This window comes from Acidimicrobiia bacterium, assembly GCA_018057765.1.
GTDB lineage: Bacteria > Actinomycetota > Acidimicrobiia > IMCC26256 > JAGPDB01 > JAGPDB01.
In genome coordinates, this window is record JAGPDB010000013.1 from 1 (window position 1) to 20,642 (window position 20,642).

Annotated in this window: 17 protein-coding genes; 4 read left to right on the forward strand and 13 right to left on the reverse strand. The window is 35.9% G+C overall.

Annotation, left to right across the window (positions count from 1 at the left end; genetic code table 11):
* Positions 1-150: 150 nt before the first annotated feature.
* Entirely contained in the window at positions 151-1,632 is a 1,482-nt protein-coding gene (gene ffh, locus KBF89_05410; protein ID MBP9115765.1) for a signal recognition particle protein, read from the reverse strand.
* A 114-nt stretch (positions 1,633-1,746) separates the two neighbouring features.
* On the opposite strand from ffh, the gene KBF89_05415 reads away from it, so the two are divergent.
* Positions 1,747-3,999: a hypothetical protein gene (locus KBF89_05415; GenBank protein MBP9115766.1), complete on the forward strand. Its 2,253-nt coding sequence runs from the start codon at positions 1,747-1,749 to the stop codon at positions 3,997-3,999.
* Here KBF89_05415 and ftsY read toward each other — a convergent pair.
* From ftsY to KBF89_05470, 11 genes are all read right to left on the reverse strand, one after another.
* On the reverse strand, positions 3,992-5,053 hold the full coding sequence (gene ftsY / locus KBF89_05420; protein MBP9115767.1) for a signal recognition particle-docking protein FtsY: 1,062 nt from the start codon (positions 5,051-5,053) through the stop codon (positions 3,992-3,994). The genes KBF89_05415 and ftsY overlap by 8 nt on opposite strands.
* Positions 5,054-5,085: 32 nt before the next feature.
* Positions 5,086-6,180: a mechanosensitive ion channel family protein gene (locus KBF89_05425; GenBank protein ID MBP9115768.1), complete on the reverse strand. Its 1,095-nt coding sequence runs from the start codon at positions 6,178-6,180 to the stop codon at positions 5,086-5,088.
* Between the two features lie 3 nt (positions 6,181-6,183).
* Complete coding sequence (gene smc, locus KBF89_05430) at positions 6,184-9,912, reverse strand: chromosome segregation protein SMC (GenBank protein ID MBP9115769.1); 3,729 nt, start codon at positions 9,910-9,912, stop codon at positions 6,184-6,186.
* Positions 9,913-10,035: 123 nt separating this feature from the next.
* Entirely contained in the window at positions 10,036-10,857 is an 822-nt protein-coding gene (mutM, locus tag KBF89_05435; protein MBP9115770.1) for a DNA-formamidopyrimidine glycosylase, read from the reverse strand.
* A 14-nt stretch (positions 10,858-10,871) separates the two neighbouring features.
* Positions 10,872-11,579 (reverse strand): ribonuclease III, encoded by a 708-nt coding sequence (gene rnc / locus KBF89_05440; GenBank protein MBP9115771.1) that lies wholly within the window; start codon positions 11,577-11,579, stop codon positions 10,872-10,874.
* An 8-nt stretch (positions 11,580-11,587) separates the two neighbouring features.
* The gene (plsX, locus tag KBF89_05445) at positions 11,588-12,649 is read right to left on the reverse strand and encodes a phosphate acyltransferase PlsX (GenBank protein ID MBP9115772.1); all 1,062 of its coding nucleotides are present in this window, start codon (positions 12,647-12,649) and stop codon (positions 11,588-11,590) included.
* A 47-nt stretch (positions 12,650-12,696) separates the two neighbouring features.
* A complete protein-coding gene (gene rpmF, locus KBF89_05450) occupies positions 12,697-12,876 on the reverse strand; it encodes a 50S ribosomal protein L32 (protein ID MBP9115773.1) in 180 nt (59 codons plus the stop codon).
* A 124-nt stretch (positions 12,877-13,000) separates the two neighbouring features.
* The gene (locus tag KBF89_05455; protein ID MBP9115774.1) at positions 13,001-13,627 is read right to left on the reverse strand and encodes a DUF177 domain-containing protein; all 627 of its coding nucleotides are present in this window, start codon (positions 13,625-13,627) and stop codon (positions 13,001-13,003) included.
* A 16-nt stretch (positions 13,628-13,643) separates the two neighbouring features.
* Complete coding sequence (locus tag KBF89_05460; protein MBP9115775.1) at positions 13,644-14,222, reverse strand: hypothetical protein; 579 nt, start codon at positions 14,220-14,222, stop codon at positions 13,644-13,646.
* A 42-nt stretch (positions 14,223-14,264) separates the two neighbouring features.
* Positions 14,265-14,744, reverse strand: coding sequence for a pantetheine-phosphate adenylyltransferase (gene coaD, locus KBF89_05465; GenBank protein MBP9115776.1), 480 nt, complete (start codon positions 14,742-14,744; stop codon positions 14,265-14,267).
* Positions 14,745-14,774: 30 nt separating this feature from the next.
* Entirely contained in the window at positions 14,775-15,365 is a 591-nt protein-coding gene (locus KBF89_05470) for an RsmD family RNA methyltransferase (protein ID MBP9115777.1), read from the reverse strand.
* A gap of 106 nt (positions 15,366-15,471) precedes the next feature.
* On the opposite strand from KBF89_05470, the gene KBF89_05475 reads away from it, so the two are divergent.
* Positions 15,472-16,263 (forward strand): hypothetical protein, encoded by a 792-nt coding sequence (locus KBF89_05475; protein MBP9115778.1) that lies wholly within the window; start codon positions 15,472-15,474, stop codon positions 16,261-16,263.
* Here KBF89_05475 and recG read toward each other — a convergent pair.
* Positions 16,260-18,395, reverse strand: coding sequence for an ATP-dependent DNA helicase RecG (recG, locus tag KBF89_05480; protein MBP9115779.1), 2,136 nt, complete (start codon positions 18,393-18,395; stop codon positions 16,260-16,262). The genes KBF89_05475 and recG overlap by 4 nt on opposite strands.
* A gap of 17 nt (positions 18,396-18,412) precedes the next feature.
* Between recG and KBF89_05485 the strand changes: the two genes are divergently transcribed.
* Together KBF89_05485 and KBF89_05490 are read left to right on the forward strand one after the other, a co-directional pair.
* On the forward strand, positions 18,413-18,673 hold the full coding sequence (locus tag KBF89_05485; GenBank protein MBP9115780.1) for a cold shock domain-containing protein: 261 nt from the start codon (positions 18,413-18,415) through the stop codon (positions 18,671-18,673).
* 57 nt (positions 18,674-18,730) lie between these two features.
* Positions 18,731-20,578 (forward strand): phosphoenolpyruvate carboxykinase (GTP), encoded by a 1,848-nt coding sequence (locus KBF89_05490; protein MBP9115781.1) that lies wholly within the window; start codon positions 18,731-18,733, stop codon positions 20,576-20,578.
* Positions 20,579-20,642: the final 64 nt, after the last annotated feature.

Here is a 20,642-nt window from a genome sequence, read left to right on the forward strand (position 1 = left end):
CCCACTCGGGCTAGACGTATTTTTACTGACACTGATTTCCTCTCAGGAGTCTTACTTGGAAGAAGTAAATTTTACTCTAAAAGAACTCAGAAAAGCTAACTGTTCATAATATTTGTGGATTACTTAACCTCATGAGGCAAACGACTAAAGCTAAAATTTAGCTGAAGGTGGAAGAAAAGAACCCATGTCAGAGCCTTTGAGAATATCCTCAAAAGCATCAGGGTTTTTCTTCATTTCTTTTTGCATCGCCATGGCATTTTTCATCATACCGACTTTACCCTGCTTTTTCTTACCTTTTTTACCCTTTTTATTTCCGCCAGCACCACCTGGTAATGTGCCACCCATCATTTGTTTCATCATGGTTCGCATCTGTTGGAATTGTTTTAGCAATGCGTTCACCTCATTTGTAGTTCTACCAGAACCTCCCGCAATACGTGTCCTACGAGAACCATTAATTATCGAAGGTTCATCACGTTCTTTCTTAGTCATTGAAAGGATAATTGCTTCTACATGTGCGATTTGTTTATCATCGATTTCTACATCTTTCATTTCTTTTGGCATACCAGGCATCATTTTCATAATCCCGCCAAGTGGTCCCATTTTTTGTATAGATTTTAGTTGATCTAAAAAATCGCCTAAACCGAAATCACCCTGTGCCATTTTATGGCCGAGTTCAGTAGCTTGATCTTGCGTATATAAAGTTTCTGCCTTTTCAATAAGAGTTAATACATCGCCCATTCCCAAGATACGCGAAGCCATGCGGTCTGGATAAAAATCTTCAAAATCTTCTAGCTTTTCACCAGTACCAACATAAAGAATTGGCGCACCCGTAACAGCACGAACTGAAAGCGCTGCACCACCACGTGCATCACCATCAATTTTTGTTAGTATTACACCACTTAATGGAATTCTCTTATTAAAAGTATCAGCGACATTTACTGCCTCTTGACCAATCATTGCATCAATAACTAATAATGTATTATCGGGTTTTGTTAAATCAACAATCTGTTCGAGTTCCTTCATCAGATCATCATCAATTTGTAGACGACCTGCTGTATCAATAATCATCGTGTCGCGATTTAAACGAGCCGCTTCTTCGAAAGCACCTTTTATGACATCTTTAATTTTTGATTTACGTTTACCCTGATCAATTGAAAATACTGGAACAGATATTTTCTCACCCAAAACTTTTAGCTGTTCAATAGCTGCTGGTCTTTGTAAATCACATGCGACTAAAAGTGGGCTTTTACCTTTTGAGAGTAAATGTTTTGCTAATTTTCCTGCATGTGTAGTCTTACCAGATCCCTGTAGACCAGCCAATAATATTATTGTCGGTGGCTTAGAAGAAACATTTAACTTAACTGCTTCCCCGCCCAATAAATTCATCAATTCTTCATTAACTATTTTTATTATTTGTTGATCTGGACTTAAAGCAGGTGAAGGCACAATACCTTTACATTGCTCTGCAATTTTGGATATGAAAGCATCGATAACAGAAATATTTACGTCAGCGTCTATAAGCGCACTTCTGATATCGCTAGAAACTGTTTCTATATCAGAATCAGTTATTCTTGACGTACTCTTGAGCTTGTCAAAGATATTTTCGAATTTTGAGGTTAAAGAATCAAACATGGTTTGTTATTCTAATATCATCATGTCTCAGTATTTGCATGATATTACCAATTCGAATGCTCGAAAGCCGTTTGGTATTTGACCAAAACCTCACATGGGTGTAAAATATGCTTTATGTCCGATTTTGCCGATACTGTTTATGTGATACCAACAGAACTTCGCCAAGCTTTAAGTAAATGTGAAAATCTATCAAATAGAGATCTCATATGGGATCTAAGGCGTGAATTAGAAATATTTAATATTTTTGGTAGAAATAGTAATTTGGCCACCCGAAGAAGAATAGCTGTACAGCTAAAGCGCTGCCTTTTCACAAAAAGTCCTCTTACTAGTAATTCTGTGTATATCAGAAGCCACCTCCTTGATTTAACATTTACAGAATTAGAGACATCATTGCTCAAACAAGAAGGGCGAGATAGATTAATTTCTGAAAACATAATCGCTGATCAAATAAAAAATGGCAGTGATCCGGTGCTTGCACGAATACTGAGAAATAGCCAATCAATGACGAATCCTTTTATTGCCGGTTTTTACCAAGTTGGCGGAAAGATAAAACCAATTTATGGACCACGTTTTTTCGAGTCAAAGAGACAGGTACCAAATACTATGTTTGGTGGTCGAGATGAAGTAAAAACTGTTTGTTTGATCGAGGCAGAATTTAAAAAAATGGATAAAGCTTCTGTTGTTAAAAGTTTGAACTGGAATGCTTTGCCAGAAGAACTGCGTAACCATTTTGAAAATGGAGAAATATTAGTTACGACAGGACTTGACCTTTACGATCTCGAGCCAAATAAGATTGTGGAAGTAACTAAATCTTTTAAAACAAATTATCAACAAGAAATCGTAAGAGAAGCATTGGAGAACGATGCCGGCAAAAATAAATTTTACATTTTATATTATGGTGAATATAGCGATATGGGTAATGGCAGAACTGGCGTAGTAATGCAATATATTGACCATGAGCTGATTCCCGTCAAAGTTGATGTTCGTGGCGAAGAATATATAGTTGAAGTTAAAGGCTGCGGAATGACTAAAGGAGGCTTCGGAGATAAACACCAGAGAACCGGCAGGGATACGGTTACTGGAGCTCTAGAGTACGAACAAGCAATAACTGAAATCGACCAGCTTGAAGCTGTCGAATTCCTTGATGGGCCAAAAGCAGCTGGCGCTATAACCTTCACATCTCATGATACTAGACACAAAATATATGACCACATTCTTGATGAGAACACTCCATTCGAACAAGGTTACATCATCCGGCTTTCACCTTCTACTGTGCGTATGTCTTTTACTGGCGCAGATATATATCCAGATATAGAAACACCAGAATATGTTGACCATGTTTTACGTATTTACTCAGAACAATTAGCACAATTACTTTTTAGTGACAATCCACGTATAATGGATCGGTCTTCACATAGCGAAAATCTTTTACTTTGGGGAGATGGCAAAGTAACTTATACAGATTACTCAGACCACGTTTCATTAAATGATTCTGATTTTCCTCAAGTTGAAGCTAGTTTTACAAAAATTTCCATAAAAAAGATGCTCGAATTTTATATAACAATGGTTGATGAAATACCTGGCTATGTAGAAGAAAGAGACAAGAAAATATTTTTAGAACACCTTAAAAATGAATTTTTTAAATATGGTATTGACTTAGATTTTGCAATTGATTCTGATCCAGTATTGGTAACTCAAGAACTTTGGGAAAAAGTATTTGCATTTGAGGTGTACTTCGCTAGAAAACTAAATGGATATTTTCCCGAAAAAGCCATTAATCACGTAGTAAGTTCTATCAGTTTAAATATCTCTAAAGCTGGCTTTAAAGACCATAGTGTTGTTAATTCACTTGACGTTAAAGCTAGAATAAAGCTGTTAGATGCCTACGAAATATTATCTAAATTAAAAGATTCAGGAAAACAGACTTTAGTAGATCCAGAGGAATTTTTACGAACAATAAGCTCCGGAACATTCGGTCAAGTTGTTAATATCGTAGGAAGAATCATAGATATCTCTGATCCAGAGATTTATTATGAGAAATCCCAATGCTGGGCATTATATGAATCGGCAATTTTTTATAGTGAAATATACTTTAATATCTTCGATAAATGTAATAGCTTTTTTGATCATGAATTAGACCTTTTAGAAAGTGCACTACTTAACTCTCCAGAAAGCTATAGAAATCAAATAGTTAAAGACATCGAACATCTAAAAGATAGAATACAAATTGTTAACAAAATATTAGAAGGCGACCTTGATATACTTTTTGAGACAATATCTGATCCTGAAAAGGTTAGAGAACTTCTTACTTTGGACTATTTTTCGTTATCTAGCATTGATCGCTCTTTAGGAATTATAGCTAGCTAGACATCAAGGCATTTACAAAATCTTTTGGAACAAATGGTATAAGGTCATTTTGTCCTTCACCAATACCCACCCATTTAGTTGGAATTCCAAGCTCATGTTCGATTGCTAAGGTTATTCCGCCTTTGGCAGATCCATCAAGCTTTGTTAATATTACTCCAGTTACATCTAAAGCTTGCGAAAATTCTCTGGCTTGGACCAACCCATTTTGCCCAGTTGTTGCATCAAGGACTAAAAAGACTTCTTTTAATGACCCTTTAGTTCGTTCAATTACCCTACGAATCTTTTTTATTTCTTCCATCAAGTTTGACTTTGTATGTAAGCGGCCAGCTGTATCCACTAATACTATGTCATATTTTTTGGCATTTGCTTTTTCCATACCATCAAAGACTACAGACGCTGGGTCTGCTCCTTCTACACTTCTCACAATGTCAACATCGATCCGTTCAGCCCATGTTTCAAGTTGATCAGCAGCTGCAGCACGGAATGTATCTGCTGCTACCATCAGCACAGTTTTTCCCTGCTCCTTATAATGAGATGCTACTTTTGCAATTGAAGTAGTTTTACCCACTCCATTAACACCAGAAAATAACCAAACGTTAATCTTTCCGTCATCGATTATTAGTTTACGTTCGTCTATAAAAACATCTTCTATCTCATCTCTGACGATTTTTAAAGCTATAGAGATATCCGAGACTTTTTCATTATCACATTTTGTTTTAATATTTTCTGTAATATATTTTGCAGTATTGGTACCAACGTCTCCAAGTAGTAGCATTTCTTCAATACCTTGAAAGAAACTCGGATCTACAGTTGTTTTACCTCTTAATTTTGTCAATGATGTTGAAAAAACTCCACGAGTTTTAGTAATTCGTTCTTCTAAAGTTTTTGGTTTTTCAATTATTAAAGTGTTAGAATCACTTTTTTTAGTTATACCATCTGTTTTTTTACTATTTGAATATTTCTTTATTAGACCTAATAATAGGCCTGCGAAACTACCTATGCCTACATATAATATTAGTTCTGTATAATCAAACGCTGTTGAGGCAATAGTCATTATATTCCTTTTTAACTAAAATAATTTTAACACTATTTTTTTAGAGGGTTTTCGCTGCCATCATCAGTAACTTCTATGTGTGTTGTTAATGGTGCACTAATATGTTCTTTTTCAATTGGGTTTTGTGCATTTGTATAGGTAATCGTTTGCGAAGGTGTTGGAAGCACAATACCTTTTTTATCAAATGCTGATTTAATCCTCAATCTTAATACTCTAGCGATATCCCATTGTGCTGAAGGTATTGTTTTCATTACAACACGTATCAATATTCTATCTGCGGCTATTTCTTCAATACCTAGAACTTCTGGAACTCCTAAAACTTCTGTTGCACGATCTTTAGCTAATTGGTCAGCTGTTTCTTTGATCACTTTTTGTGCAAAATCGAGATCAGTATCTAGAGCAACACCAATATCTAAAAGAGCACGTCCCCACTGTTGAGATTTGTTACCAGCTCTAACAATTTCACCATTTGGTATATACCAAACAACACCATATACATCTCGTAACCTTGTTGAACGAAGTGTCACTTGCTCTACAGTGCCTTCTGCAAGACCCGCGTCTATGTAGTCTGATACACCATACCAGTCTTCAACTAATATAAAAATCCCTGCTAGAAAATCTTTAATCATCGATTGTGCACCAAAACCTATTACAACACCAAATATTCCTGCTCCAGCAAACAGTGGTGCAAACTGAACTTTGAATGTTTGTAGAATTAACAATATAGTTGCACTAAAGATCATGAAAGTACCTACACCTTTAATTGCAGATCCAATAGTTTCGGCACGTTGCACTGCTCTACCACTTGGTGTTTCTGATGTCTCTAGTCTTGATAATCCAGTTCTCTTCTTAAATGTTTTTATCTTGTTATGTGCAGATTCTTTAGTTAATTTTTTGACTATTCGTTTTACGAATAGTCGCATTATCCTGTTTAGGACATATGCTAAAAAGATTATTGAAAGGACCCGTAATGGTCTTGTAAATGAATTTACAATATCAGCAGCATATTGTGATGATGTAAGACTGTAAGTCAATTCACATAGAGTTCCTCGATGCTCCTTTGGTCCGCACGCATCCAGAAGTTCCACCGAATCACTATTTAATATAGTATTTAATACATTAATCATGGTTTATATTGAACTTTCTAGTGCATCTGCAATGGTAGTACGACTTTCGACTTGTTCTGCTCTCTCAGTGTCATCACTTTCTCTATCTTCTTCGCGATGATGAGCATTGAGATCCACAACGCTATCGAGATCGCCATCATCAATTGAAGTTAAATCGATTGTTAATGATTCGGTTGATTCTGACGTTTCGGAACGGTCGCGAAGCGCTAGAGAAATTTCTGCATCGCTTGATTCTATATTCGAAGATTTAATTTTAGAATCGGAAGGGTTCTCGATACGTTGTTTGATCGCACGTGAAGAGCCTCCTGGAGACATAGTCACACCGTAAAGCTCATCAGCAGCCTCCATTGTTTTCTTTTGATGAGAGACAATTATTAACTGTGCATCGTTTCTAAATTCGCTTATTAAGTCTAGAAATCTAAGGAGGTTTGGTTCATCAAGCGCTGCTTCGACTTCATCCATTATATAAAAAGGTGATGGTCTTGATTTAAATACTGCAAATAAGAACGCTAATGCGGTTAGTGACCTTTCCCCACCTGAAAGCAACGATAACCTACGTACATTCTTACCACTAGGTCGCGCCTCCATATCTATCCCTGTATTTAACATATCATTTGGATCAGTAAGTGTTAATCTTCCAGCGCCACCTGCGAACAATGTTGTGAATAGTAACGAAAAATGTTTTTGGACGTCTTCGAATGCTTTTTCAAATACTGTTACTATTTCTTGATCGATGTTTCTTATTACTTTTTGCAATTCACGTCTTGATGCTTTTATATCATCGAGTTGCTGGTTTAAGAAAACATGACGTTCAGAAAGTTCGTCGTATTCTGAAATTGCTAATGGGTTTATTGGCCCCATAAGTTTAAGTTCTCTATCTAGATCACGTGCCCTCGATGTAAGTGTGGTTCCTTCTGGCACTTCTGGCATTGGAGCTTCTATTGCGATTGTAGGTTCACAGTCATAGTTAGTACGCAGGTTTTCGACTGCTGCTGTTAGCTTTAATCGTAATTCTGCTTTGTTAATCTCATGTCTTTGAATTAATTCACGAATTTCAAGGACTGATTTCTCTAATGTCCTTCTGTTATTTCTTAATTCTTCTAATTTAAATGTTGACTCATGAGCTTTTTGTGTTTGTAGATTGCGCTCTTCTGTTAATATTTCGAGAGTTTTTTTCGCTTGGCTCTCTATATGCTCCGCTCTTGAATATAATTTATCAATTTTTTCTAATGCATTTAATGATTTTTCTCGTCTTAAGTTTGCTTCTTGTTCTTTTATTGGATCCTTGGCTAATCTCTCATTTATCATTCGCAATCTTGATTCTAAATCAGCCAACATTACTGTTGAACTTTGCATTTGATTTTCGATTTCACGAAGGTTCTGATTTACTTTTGATAACTCGATCTCGTGTGATTTCTCTGTTTCATGAAACTCGTCAAAGAGTGCTTTAGAATTTTCTTTTTGATACTGAAGATCTATTAATTTTACCTTTAATTCATCGACTTCTCTAGTTTCAAATTTCTTCACTTCTTTTGTTGAAGAAATTTCAGTTTCCAGGCTGTCTACTTCAGATCTCCTAGAAGATATTGCAGATGTTGTAGTCTCAAATGTTTTTGTTGCAATATTCAATCTTGTTCTGCATTCGTTAAGACTGGCGTTACATGCACTTATCGCATTTATCAATTCTTGACTTTTTTCATAATTTTTTGAATATTCATTTTCAGATTCAATCAATTCTTCTTTTGCTTGTAAAGCTTGTTCAATTGCTTTTTCTACTTTTTCCTTTGTAACCGTTACTGTTTTCGTTTTTCCCAATTTCCATGGCATATCTGATCCAAAACGATCACCAGAATTTGTTACTATAATAAACCTAGGATTATTTACAGCTATTTGTAACGCTGTTTTCCAATTGCCATCACAAAAAACTATATTGGATAAATATTTACCTAAAATAGATAATACATTTTCATCCTTTGAACTTATAAAGTCGATTAAAGGTATTGTGCCTGCTGGAGAATTTTCGTTATGAGATTCAATATTGCTTTCCAGCATCATAATTTGTGCGCTAGAATTTTTTAATAATAACTCTTCAATTGTTGATTCAACATTTTGTTTAGATTCAACAACTATTGATCCTGCGATTGACCCAATTATAGAACTTGCTGCTTCTTGAACTCTTTCATCAATAGTAATATTCTCTAAAAGTGTACCTTTTACACCTTGTTTTTCACGAACGTTTTCTATACCTGAGTTGGTATTAGAAATATCAAATGTTTCTTTTAATACTTTCGCCTGAGCAGAAAGCTGCGCTGATTCTTCTTGACGCAGAATTTTTTCTTTTTCAGAATCCTCTAGTTCTATGCGTACATGGTTCATTTCATTTTCTAGCAAATCATACTCAGCTAGATAATTATTTAATTCAATTGTTTCAACATCTACAACATCTTTTGCATCTAAATTATCTTGTGTTAATGCAGCTATCCTTAGCAGTATTTTTTCATATCTAAATGTTGATGCTTCAATTTGAGTTGTTAAACGCGAAAGATTCTTTTCCTTGTCATCTAATTCCCGTGTTGCGTTTTCATATTCTTTAACAGCATCATTACTTGGTCGTTTTTTATCATGCTCTTCAATATTATTTCGACATTGTTTAGTTAGCTCGATTGCTTCTTCAAGTTGTGGTGCTAAATGTGCTTCTAATCGTGTTAATTCTTCAATCTTTTCAGTTATTGAATCACGCTCTAATAACAATGATTCGATTACGGATTCATCAGCGGCCGTACCCATTTCTGCAACTATCGATCTTCTACGTTCAATAAGTATAGATTTAATAGCATTTGTTTTTGTTACCAATTTTTCTGATCTGCTTAACCATTTCGCAACATCACTATCACCTACCTTCATTAAAGCAGCTTCAGCATCTAGTACATCTATATCTAATTTCGATAGTCCATTTATAATTTGTTTTTCTGAGATAATTTTTTCTTCATGTTCACTATCATTTCGCTCTAATGAAGATTGTAATCCTGAAATTTCTTTACCTAACAAAAAGAGTCTTACACTAGTAAGTTCATCTTGAACTCCATCATGACGTTTTGCTGCATCAGCCTGACGTTGCAAAGGCGATAGTTGTCTTCTTACTTCGCGAACTAAATCCTGCAATCGTATAAGGCTTGCACCGCTAGCTTCTAATCTACGTTGTGATTTTTCTCGTCTTTTACGATACTTTAAGACTCCAGCTGCTTCTTCTATTATTGCTCTTCTATCTTGTGGACTCGCATTTAGTACAGAGTCGAGTTGGCCTTGCCCAACAATGACGTGTTGCGTTCGTCCAATTCTAGAATCACTTAACAATTCCTGAATATCTAATAGACGACAAGGAACTTCATTTATTTTATATTCACTTTCGCCAGACCTAAAAAGAGTTCGTGTAATTGTAACTTCATTAAATGCTATTGGGAGTGTTTGGTCTGCATTATCAATAGTCAAGGACACTTCGGCTCGACCTAAAGCAGATTTTTTTGTGGTTCCAGCAAAAATAACATCATCCATTTTTGCGCCACGAAGTGCTCTAGCGCCCTGTGCTCCTAATACCCATGCGACAGCATCAACTAGATTTGATTTTCCTGAACCATTCGGACCGACGACTACTGTCACTCCCTTTTCGAATAAGAGTTCTGTCTTATCTGCAAAAGATTTAAATCCCTTTAATGTCAATGCTTTTAAATACATCGTATTCCTTTTCTAATTGAAAATCTCGTATCTGAGGTACCTATTCTAGATGAACAGGCCCCTCTATGTTTAACCATTTAGAACAAATTTGATAATTTGCAGAATGATAAAATCTATTTGTTCTTAAGTTTGACATTTAGGACAGAAATAGCTAGTTCTTCCAACGATTTTAGTTTTGACTATCTCACTTCCACAATCGCTGCATTGCTGGCCTGCTTTAGCGTGTACTCGATGAAATTTTTGAAAACTACCAATATTATTATTTAAATCTAAAAATGATTCGTCTCTTAATGATGAACCCCGTAATTTTATAGCTTTTTTCAATATAATTTTTATAGATCTAATGAGTTGATAAATTTCTCTATCTTTTAGATCACATATGCGTCTTGACACATTAATTTTTGCAAGCGAACATATTTCGTCAGCATAGATATTTCCTATCCCAGAAATATAATGCTGATCTAATAAAACTGCTTTTATAGCTTTGGTTGATTTAGATGCCAACTGCATTATTACTTTTTGCAAATCGATATTTGATGAAGTTAGCGCGTCAATGCCACGACTAATTTCTGGTGTGGGTGTTAATGTTACCCACATTTCTCCAAAAGTTCTAGGATCAATGAATAGTATCCTATTTTTTTCTGTTGTTAGTATTATATGGGAATGTTTAGGATCGCTAGATGGGTCATCGTTTAACAAAAAACGCCCAGACATGCGTAAGTGAGCATTTAGGAAACTTCCATCATCAAGATGAAATGTAAGGTATTTCCCGAATCTGGAAATCTCTAAAATGTCTTTTCCTAAGAGTAGGTTCGTAAACTCTTTTACACTTTTGTGTCGTCGTATACTTCTTAAATGATTTACTTTCACTTCAATGATCCTTTTACCGATCAATATTGGTTCAAGTTGTCTTCTAAATGTTTCAACTTCAACAATTTCTGGCATATTAACCTTCAGCGCTAAATTTTATTCTCAATAATTTCTAAACCAGCATGAGCAGCATCTTGTTCGGCAATTTTCTTTGAACGTCCAACACCTTCGCCAAATTTTTCTTCACCAATAAATACTTGCGCAGTAAATATACGTGTATGTTCTGGGCCTGATCCTTCTAGTATATATCTGGGTTTAAATCCATATTTTTTCACAACCACTTCTTGAAATCGTGTTTTATAATCTGCATCACCTGGTTTATCAGCTGAAATTAAGGCGCGTGACTCCCAATGTTTCTGAACAAAAACACATACAAAGTCGAAGCCTGCATCTAAATACATGGCAGCAATAATCGCTTCGATACAATCGGCCAAAATTGAAGGTTTATTAGACCCTCCACTTTTTGCTTCTCCTTTTCCAAAAAACATATATTTTCCAAGTTCTAACTCAGCGCCAATTTCAGCCAAAGTATCTTCATTAACTACAGCACTCCTAGCTTTTGCCATTTCTCCTTCAGGCATTTCTGGAAATGTTTTGAACAATATATCTGAAACTACCAAATCTAAAATAGCATCACCTAAAAATTCGAGACGTTCGTTATTTGGCGCACCTTCATTTTCAGAGGTGAAGCTTCTGTGCGTTAATGCTGTTCGCAAAGTTTGCACATCTTTTACTTTGAAATTTATTTTTTGAGCAAAATCTTTAACTATTACATTTCTAGCTGCTATTTCGTCCATAGTAAATTTTAACTCGTTATTTGTTTGATATTTTGTGTGGAAGCTATTTCATCTTTAATAGCGTCAACTACTCCGCTTTGTAAACACTCACAGGCAACACGTATTGCATTATAGATAGCATCACCTGCTGCATGTCCATGTGCGATTACTACTGGAGAGTTAATGCCTAACAATACAGCCCCTCCAAAAGAATCTGGATGCATTTCTTTAGCCGCTGAAAATATATGAGGCATAACTATTCCTGCTGCTTGAGCCAATTCTGGATTTGAAAGTACATTTAGGAACATTTTTGATATTGATTTAAAAGTTGCTTCCATTGTTTTTAAAGCAACATTTCCAGTAAATCCATCAGTTATAACAATTTGTGGATCACCAGTAGTTAAATCCTTACCTTCACAATTACCTATAAATCCATCAATTGTTTCTAATAGTGGATAAGCTTGCTTTCGCAAAGTATCACCTTTGGAAGATTCTTCACCGTTGCTTAACAATCCTATAGTTGGTTTTTCAATTCCCCATCTATGCTGAACATAAGCCCGTGCCATTAGTCCATGTTGAAAAAGCCAAATAGGTTCAGAATTAACATTTGCACCAGCATCCATAAGTATTTGTCTTGCTTGTGCACCAGTACCATCGCCAGGTGAAGGAAGTTCAACAGCAATTCCAGGTCTTTCGACGCCTTTAATACGACCAAGTGTAAGTAGCGCACTAGCCATCATTGCCCCAGTATTACCTGAGCCTACCATTGCATGGGCTAAACCATCTTTAACTATTCTGGCAGAAATACCAATAGAAGAGTTAGGTTTTTTTCGAAGAGATTTAACGGGCTCTTCATGCATTTCTATTTTTTCATCTGCTTGAAAATGACTTAGACCTTTAGGCCAAATCTTTTTTGAAGTATCGTCCTCGTCAGGCTTTAAAAATGTTTCGATTTCAGTTTTATCTCCAACTAAAACAACTTTACAACCAAGTTTATCGATTGCAAGTAATGCACCCTCGACAGCAACTGATACACCATGATCAGAACCATGCGCATCTAAAGCAATAATGTAAGAAGAGTTAATATCCACGAAATACTATATTATCGCACCATGTTCAAAAACTAGTATCACTTAAGTTATTCAACTTCGATAGCCTGTCGACCTTTGTAGTGTCCACATGACGAACAAACTATGTGTGGAACTTTTACAACACCACAGTTAGGACATGTTGACTTTGGAGAGGCTTTTAAAGTCCAAGCACTAGCCACACGTTTACGAGTTGCAGATTGTGGCGATTTTCTCTTTGGTACTGGCATGGTTTTCCTTCAAATTTCTTTTATATACAATTAAGTAGAGATATATTCTACTTGAAAGATACAATATAATTCCAGGTGTAGAGAATATTTTGCTCCAGACATTAGGAATTACAGGTATTTTAATTTAAATAGTCTTATCCTCTTGATCAACAGAGTCAAAAAGTTCATCCAATGCAGCCCATCGAGGGTCTATTTTTCTTGTAACTTCGACATTGGGCATAGTTCTTAAATCTTCGTTTGATATATATGGGAGTACTTCTTTTGCACATACTGTACAATTTTCTGGTCCATGTGCACAAACAGGTGCTATTGGGAGATTAGTCAAAATTGTATCTGTGACCATTTGTGTTATATCTATATCTGCGCCAATAAAAGAATATAGGTCTTGTTCTTCATCCTCTTCGTCGGCATTCGCAAAACGAGATCCTCCAATATTTTCAGTTTGAGAACCAACTTTAGAATTACGTGCAGACAGTTTATGTCCTTGCTCGAAAAGTTCATTAATATTATAGCTAAAACTTTCAGTAAAGTTTTCTAAGCCGTAACCACACTTAGCTTCATAATTCCCGTTTATTGTTCCACGCACCACAATTCCATTGGTAATACTTTCTAAAGTAAAATCACAAGTTACTTCATTAACAACATGAGCAAAACTAGTGGCAAATTCTTGGTCTTCGATGATGAGATGAACATTCTTATGAGAACCAGCACGCTTGAAAACGTCACCTACATAAATTAAATTTTCATTCATAATTTTAGTCTATAGATTAAATATCTTGATCGAAGAAAGGATTTTTTGAATCATCATCTTCAGCAGCTATTTCTTCGCGTGTTGGATCGATCTGTACACTCAAACGATCTCGACCCTTTTGAATAGTTTGCAATGTGCGATCAAGCACAACTTCAAAACTTGCAAGTTTCTGGTCTATATAGTCTTCTGCTTCATGTGAAATTTGTCGGGCATTTGATTCAGCTTCACCAACAATATGTTGAGCAGTTGCTTCGGCCTGACGGACGATTTCTCTTTCCTCGACCATTCGTGAAGCTGTTTGTGCCGCACGATCACGAATCTCAGCTGCGTCTCTCTGCGCTTGTTCCAAAAATTCTTCGCGTTCCTTTAATAACCAACGTGCATGGCGCAATTCTTCAGGAAGTCCATCTAGTGCATCGTCTAATAGTTCTAGCAGTTCTTCCCGGTTGACTAATACCGATGCCGACATTGGCATTGATCTTGCTAAATCAATAAGTTCACGTACCCTTAATAATAGTTCTTCAACTCCTACTGGTGTTGGCAAGAAGTCATCTTGTGAATCAACTTGATCATCATCTAAATATATATCTGACATTGTTCCTCCTGGAATAATATGTACTAAATTTTACGACTTAATTTACACATTTGCAAAACGTGCTCGAACTTGCTCATAAATTTCACTAGGTACCAAGGGAGAAATATCTCCACCGTATCTAGCTAAATCTCTTACGATTGAGGATGATAAAAATGATTGACCTGGATTCGTACTCATAAATAGAGTTTCGACATCTGAAAGTTGTCTATTCATTTGTGCCATTTGGAGTTCATAGTCAAAGTCGCTTACTGCTCGCAATCCTTTAACCACCATATCTGCATGCACTTGTTTTACACAATCTACTAATAGGCCATCGAAAGAAATAACTTCAACATTTGATAATTTTTCAACACATAGTTTCAACATTTCAACACGCTCTGGTGCATTTAAAATAGCAGTCTTGGTAGTATTACGAATTACACCTACTGTAACTTTGTCAAATAGCACACTTGCTCTAGTTATGATATCTAAATGACCAACTGTAGGTGGATCGAAACTTCCAGGACATAACGCATGTGACATATCAATACATTCTACTAACTTTTTTACTATTTATTGTAACGTTGCTACTACTACTCCTGTATCACCAATGATTTTTGAGTAAATAATTTTTTCAATATTTCCATCAGTTTCTATATTCCGTCGAAAGATCTCAAACTTTTCTTTATTTGTTTCATAAATGACAATACCACCTGGTTTGATTATATTAATAATATTAATATAATCAAATGCATAGGGTGGATCACAAATTGCAATATCAAAATCTGCATTATTTAAGGTGTCGGATCTCTCGGCTCCCCTGACAACCTTTTCGACATCACTTGATATAATTTTAAATACAGGCTGTATTGTCTCATATTGCAAAACAGCTTTTTTTACTTTCTCAACATTAGTTTTTATTACTTTGCACATCTCCTGATTTTTTTCGACAAAGGTACATTCTCTAGCACCTCGTGATATTGCTTCTAACCCCAGAGCCCCTGTGCCAGCAAAAAGATCTACAACATTTAAACCTTGTATATCTATTTCATTTTGAAGTGCAGAAAAAATTGCCTCTTTCACTCTGTCGCTAGATGGTCGAGTTCTATCTGAAGTTGGAGTAGATAATGTGATCCCTTTTGCCATCCCAGCGATAATTCTCATATTATAGACTTTAGTTGCAAGAGCCAAATCAATTAAAATCTGTCCGTTTTGACCCTTTTGACTCAGGCTCTTTGCTTATACAATTTTCAAGAATTAAAATCTGTTTATGGCTTTTACGGAAAGATTTGAATATGATCAGAACGATTCTTCTCTACCAGGATTAGATGAGAATCAGGCGATACATATAATTGATAGAATTGAAGCTATTGCTGGTCTTCGTAATTCTATATCTACTCTAAATGATATTAATACTGAGATAAATTCAGAATTTCCAAATGGATATGATGAGTTCACCGACTTTATAACTTCGAGTATTTGTGGCGTAAATCCCCCAAACCAAGAGTGGGTAACATATGAATATTTTAAGCAAAGTCTTGTTGACGATAATGAATCGCCTGAATACGTAATAAGATTCAAAACAGCATTGTGTGTTATTGCTATTCGCGATCTTCAATACCTAGGACCTTTTGGAACGAGCAAACATTTAAATAAAGTAGCTGAAGATGGACAAACAAATAAATCGGACAATTTCAAATCACTATTAGCAAAAAAATATGAAGAAATAATTTCTAGTATTGAAGATGGAGTACCCATTTCGACTGTTTCCATAGAATTAAATGAAATAGCTAATGTATTAATTGCTGACGCTCAAATTCAAGATAGTTTAGCAAAGCATTTTTCTCCTAGATACAGAGATCTAAACCTCGATGATGAATTAAACTTTGCTGCTGTTTCAATTAAAAGCTATCTAGATAGAGCTAGAAAAGTGGCGAAATATTTAGCTTCTCATAAAGATAGTCTTCATCTCGATGATGCACGTATCGCTGTAGATGGAGTTTTGCTGGCATTACAGCGAAATATCGATCAAGGCTTAGATGATGCTGAAAGTAAAATCTAGCTTTTAAACAAAAAGTCAATTTCATTTTGCTCCAAGAACGACAATAGTTCTTTTTTTAAAATCTCGTTTTGAGATTCTATTAATTGGTCGTCTTTATCATATATCGCTTCTGCTACTTCTCTTGCGAAATCTATATATTTAACATCTCTTGGCAAAACGCCTAGCTTTAAATCACCAATCCCCGACTGCGAAGCACCAAGTAGCTGGCCAGCCCCTCTTAATTCTAGATCTATTTCAGCTAATTCGAAACCATCGTCGACTGTTTCCATAGCATCCAATCTTGCTTCACCTTTATCAGTAAAGTTCGAGGAACATAAAAAACAAAACGATTCACGACTACCACGTCCAACACGACCGCGCAGTTGGTGTAGCTGGCTCAAACCAAATCGTTGTGCATCCTCTATAACCATGACACTTGCATTTGCAACATCGACACCGACCTCAATTACCGTAGTTGAGACCAAAACATCAGTTTTACCACTCACAAATTCAGACATCACTTGAGACTTTTCTGTACCTTTCATTTGACCATGTATAAGACCAACATTTAAACCTTTAAGTTCACCAACTTTTAAATCTTCAAACTTTTCTATAGCACTAGCCGCCTCAATCTTTGCCGAGACATCAACAAGCGGACAGACAACATAAGCTTGAGCACCTTTCTCCACTTCATCACGAACCTTTTTATAAGCCTTATCAACTTTTGCTTGAGTATTTGCCCAATTGGTTTTAATCTTTTTGCGACCTTTTGGCATCTCTTTTATTACAGTATTTTTTAAATCGCCAAAAAATAACATTGCAGCAGTACGTGGTATTGGTGTAGCACTCATCACCAAAAGATGAGGTGCAATTTCACTTTTAGAAATTAATTTAGATCTTTGATCAACACCAAAACGATGTTGCTCGTCTACAACAACTAACCCTAACTTTTTATATTTATAATCTTGATATAAAAGTGCATGAGTACCAATAATGATATCTAACTCACCATCTTCAATTAGTTTTTCTATACGTGCACGATCTTTAACGCCAACATTGGTACTCAAGATTTCTATATTAGGACTACGAGTTGAAAACAAGTTCGAATCATCAACTATAGAGATCGTAGAAAAGGCTTGTTTAGCATTCTCAAAATGTTGTTTAGCTAGAACTTCAGTAGGTGCCATAATAATAACTTGTGATTTATTAGAAAGTGCACGTGCACTAGCAGCAAATGCAACAGCTGTTTTACCAGAACCAACGTCTCCTTGAAGTAACCGGTGCATCGGGTGATCTTTCTTCATATCTTCATCAATTTCTCTAATTGCTTTTTGTTGATCACCAGTTAATTCAAATGGAAGAGCACTAATAAATTCTTTTTCCATGGAATCATCTTCTAGTGCAAATGCAGAAATTTTTGTTTCAACATGACGATACTTACCAACCAAAACCATTTGTAACATAAAAAATTCGTCGAAACGTAAACGCCGAGCACCTTGGCGTGCTTCATCCTGTGTTGCCGGTGCATGGATAAACCTAAAGGCTTTTGCACGCGTAACGAGTTTTAGCTTTTTTAAAGTATCAGAATCAAGCACTTCAAAAAGTTCATCAGAATATTTCAAAATCTTTTCTATAGATCTTCGTACCATCCATGTCGACAATTCCGCTTTACCAGAAGCCGGATATATAGGGATAATCCCGCTAGTTTTGTCACCTTCATCAAAAGCACCATCTTTAATAATGTCAACTACAGGGTTAACAATTTGTAATTGACCACGAAAATCATCAACTTTTCCAAAAAAGGCACCTTGGGTTCCAACATTTAATTGTTTGACCCTCCAAGGTTGATTAAAGAATGTAATTTTAAGACGTGCTTCCCCATCAAAAATTACACCCTCGACCATCACCTTACGATTTTTTGTATATCGTGAAGAAATTTTTTCGACAACACCATAAACTGTTGTTTCTTCGCCAGGTATACAAGCAGCTATAGAAACCTGATTAGTTCGATCTAAATATTTACGTGGGTAATGGCCCAACAAATCTTGAACAGAATAAATGCCAATCAATGCACATTTTCCAACGAATGCGACACTCAAGCCCTTAATTTTTTCGAGTTTTAGCTCGCTTAAGTCCTTAATAGAATATGTCACCCTACTAGGCTAATACTATGCAAGGTGTAATTCTATCTTTTGATCCAAAAACAAATACAGGTTTAATAATGCGAGATACAGTTGATAGAACTGTATACCAAATGGCACCTAATGCATTAAACGAGTCATTGTTCACGACTTTGCGCCAAGGCCAAAGAGTAAATTTTGATATTTTAGAAAATAAATCAGAAAATGAAGATTCAGATAGCAATCAGTTCGCTACTAATGTTCGTCTTGGTTCTGAAATAGACATGGGGATTTCAACCGCACGAGTTTAGAAATGGCCTTGACTACAAACAATTAATAAAATCGATTGAAAAAATTAAGGAATAAAAATGACACAAACAACTCAAGTTTCTACAAACAATGTGCCTACAAACAATCAACATTTGATTGATTGGGTGGGAAATATTGCAAATTTAACTAAGCCAGACAATATTCATTGGTGTGATGGTTCAGAACAAGAACGAGAAATGTTGATTAACGTTTTATTAGAAAATAAGACAGTTGTAAAATTAAATCAAGATTTACGTCCAGATAGTTATTTAGCATTTTCTGACCCTAGCGATGTTGCGCGTGTTGAAGATCGTACGTTTATTTGTTCGAAAAAAGAAATTGATGCAGGTCCTACAAATAATTGGATGGATCCAGAAAAAATGCAGAATATACTGCTAGAAAAATTTGATGGCTCAATGGCTGGTCGAACAATGTATGTGGTGCCTTTCTCCATGGGTCCACTTGGTTCAAAACTAAGTTATATTGGAGTTGAACTTACAGATTCACCATATGTTGCACTTTCCATGCGCACTATGACTCGAATGGGTAAAGGTGCACTTGATGTTCTAGGTAATTCGAAAGACTATGTTCCATGCGTGCATAGTGTTGGCATGCCTCTTCGTGATTCTGATGGAAAAATCCAACAAGATGTTCCTTGGCCATGCAATGACGATAAATATATAACTCATTTTCCAGAAGATCGAGAGATTTGGTCATATGGTTCTGGTTATGGAGGAAATGCATTATTAGGTAAAAAATGTTTTGCACTTCGTATTGCTTCTGTCTTAGCCCGTGATGAAGGATGGTTTGCTGAGCATATGTTAATCATCAAAGCAACATCACCTGAAAATGAAGTTAAATATATTGCAGCAGCATTTCCATCTGCTTGTGGAAAAACGAATCTAGCCATGGTTATACCCACACTTCCTGGTTGGAAAATCGAAATGATAGGCGATGATATTGCATGGATGAAAATTGGCGACGATGGATCTTTGCGTGCCATAAATCCGGAATACGGAATCTTTGGTGTTGCTCCTGGTACATCAACAAAAACTAATGCAAGCGCTGTAGAAACTGTGTCACATAATACTATTTTTACAAATGTTGCTTTAACAAAAGATGGCGATGTTTGGTGGGAAGGACTTACCAAGGAAGTCCCTCAAGGTTTGACAAATTGGAAAGGTCAACCTTATGACCCGGCTTCAGGCGAACCTGCAGCACATCCAAATTCACGTTTTGCGTCTCCCGCTGGTCAATGCCCTACTATTGCAAAAGAATGGGAAGATCCTAAAGGTGTGCCAATAAGTGCAATTCTTTTTGGTGGGCGTCGCGCAACATCAGTGCCTCTTGTTTATAAATCCTATGATTGGAATCATGGCGTATTCATTGCATCGGCAATTGCATCTGAAAAAACTGCTGCAGCTGAAGGCACAGTGGGTGAAATTCGTCGTGATCCTTTTGCGATGCTTCCATTTTGTGGTTACAACATGGGTGATTATTTTAATCATTGGATAAAAATGGGTAAGAAAATTGCTCCAGACAAATTGCCTGCTATTTTTGGTGTTAACTGGTTTCGTAAAACTGATGAAGGTGACTTTTTATGGCCAGGATTCTCTGACAATGTACGAGTCATATCTTGGATCTTTGATGTTTTAGAAGGACGAACCGAAGGTATAAAAACACCTGTAGGAATTATTCCTGATCCCAAAGAGTTAAATCAAGATAATTCAATGAACCCTGATTTTGTTTGGCGTTCTTTAGCCGTACGTAAATCACAATGGGTTCCAGAGTGTGAATCTATTGCAAGTCACTTTGAAACTTTTGGTGAGCATTTGCCAGAGGAGCTAAAAGACGAACTTAGCGATTTAACAAAACGAGTAAATGCTATGGATGTCGAAGTTATTTAGTTTGAGTTACTCATAGAATAATTAAAAAACAAGTATTTCAAGTCATTTTTAAATAAAATACATT

What these genes read in the sequence shown, in the direction of transcription:
- ffh (MBP9115765.1), bottom strand. Translation starts at nt 1,632, where the DNA reads ATGTTTGATTCTTTAACCTCAAAATTCGAAAATATCTTTGACAAGCTC.
- KBF89_05415 (MBP9115766.1), top strand. Translation starts at nt 1,747, where the DNA reads ATGTCCGATTTTGCCGATACTGTTTATGTGATACCAACAGAACTTCGC.
- ftsY (MBP9115767.1), bottom strand. Translation starts at nt 5,053, where the DNA reads ATGACTATTGCCTCAACAGCGTTTGATTATACAGAACTAATATTATAT.
- KBF89_05425 (MBP9115768.1), bottom strand. Translation starts at nt 6,180, where the DNA reads ATGATTAATGTATTAAATACTATATTAAATAGTGATTCGGTGGAACTT.
- smc (MBP9115769.1), bottom strand. Translation starts at nt 9,912, where the DNA reads ATGTATTTAAAAGCATTGACATTAAAGGGATTTAAATCTTTTGCAGAT.
- mutM (MBP9115770.1), bottom strand. Translation starts at nt 10,857, where the DNA reads ATGCCAGAAATTGTTGAAGTTGAAACATTTAGAAGACAACTTGAACCA.
- rnc (MBP9115771.1), bottom strand. Translation starts at nt 11,579, where the DNA reads ATGGACGAAATAGCAGCTAGAAATGTAATAGTTAAAGATTTTGCTCAA.
- rpmF (MBP9115773.1), bottom strand. Translation starts at nt 12,876, where the DNA reads ATGCCAGTACCAAAGAGAAAATCGCCACAATCTGCAACTCGTAAACGT.
- KBF89_05455 (MBP9115774.1), bottom strand. Translation starts at nt 13,627, where the DNA reads ATGAATGAAAATTTAATTTATGTAGGTGACGTTTTCAAGCGTGCTGGT.
- KBF89_05460 (MBP9115775.1), bottom strand. Translation starts at nt 14,222, where the DNA reads ATGTCAGATATATATTTAGATGATGATCAAGTTGATTCACAAGATGAC.
- coaD (MBP9115776.1), bottom strand. Translation starts at nt 14,744, where the DNA reads ATGTCACATGCGTTATGTCCTGGAAGTTTCGATCCACCTACAGTTGGT.
- KBF89_05470 (MBP9115777.1), bottom strand. Translation starts at nt 15,365, where the DNA reads ATGAGAATTATCGCTGGGATGGCAAAAGGGATCACATTATCTACTCCA.
- KBF89_05475 (MBP9115778.1), top strand. Translation starts at nt 15,472, where the DNA reads ATGGCTTTTACGGAAAGATTTGAATATGATCAGAACGATTCTTCTCTA.
- KBF89_05485 (MBP9115780.1), top strand. Translation starts at nt 18,413, where the DNA reads ATGCAAGGTGTAATTCTATCTTTTGATCCAAAAACAAATACAGGTTTA.
- KBF89_05490 (MBP9115781.1), top strand. Translation starts at nt 18,731, where the DNA reads ATGACACAAACAACTCAAGTTTCTACAAACAATGTGCCTACAAACAAT.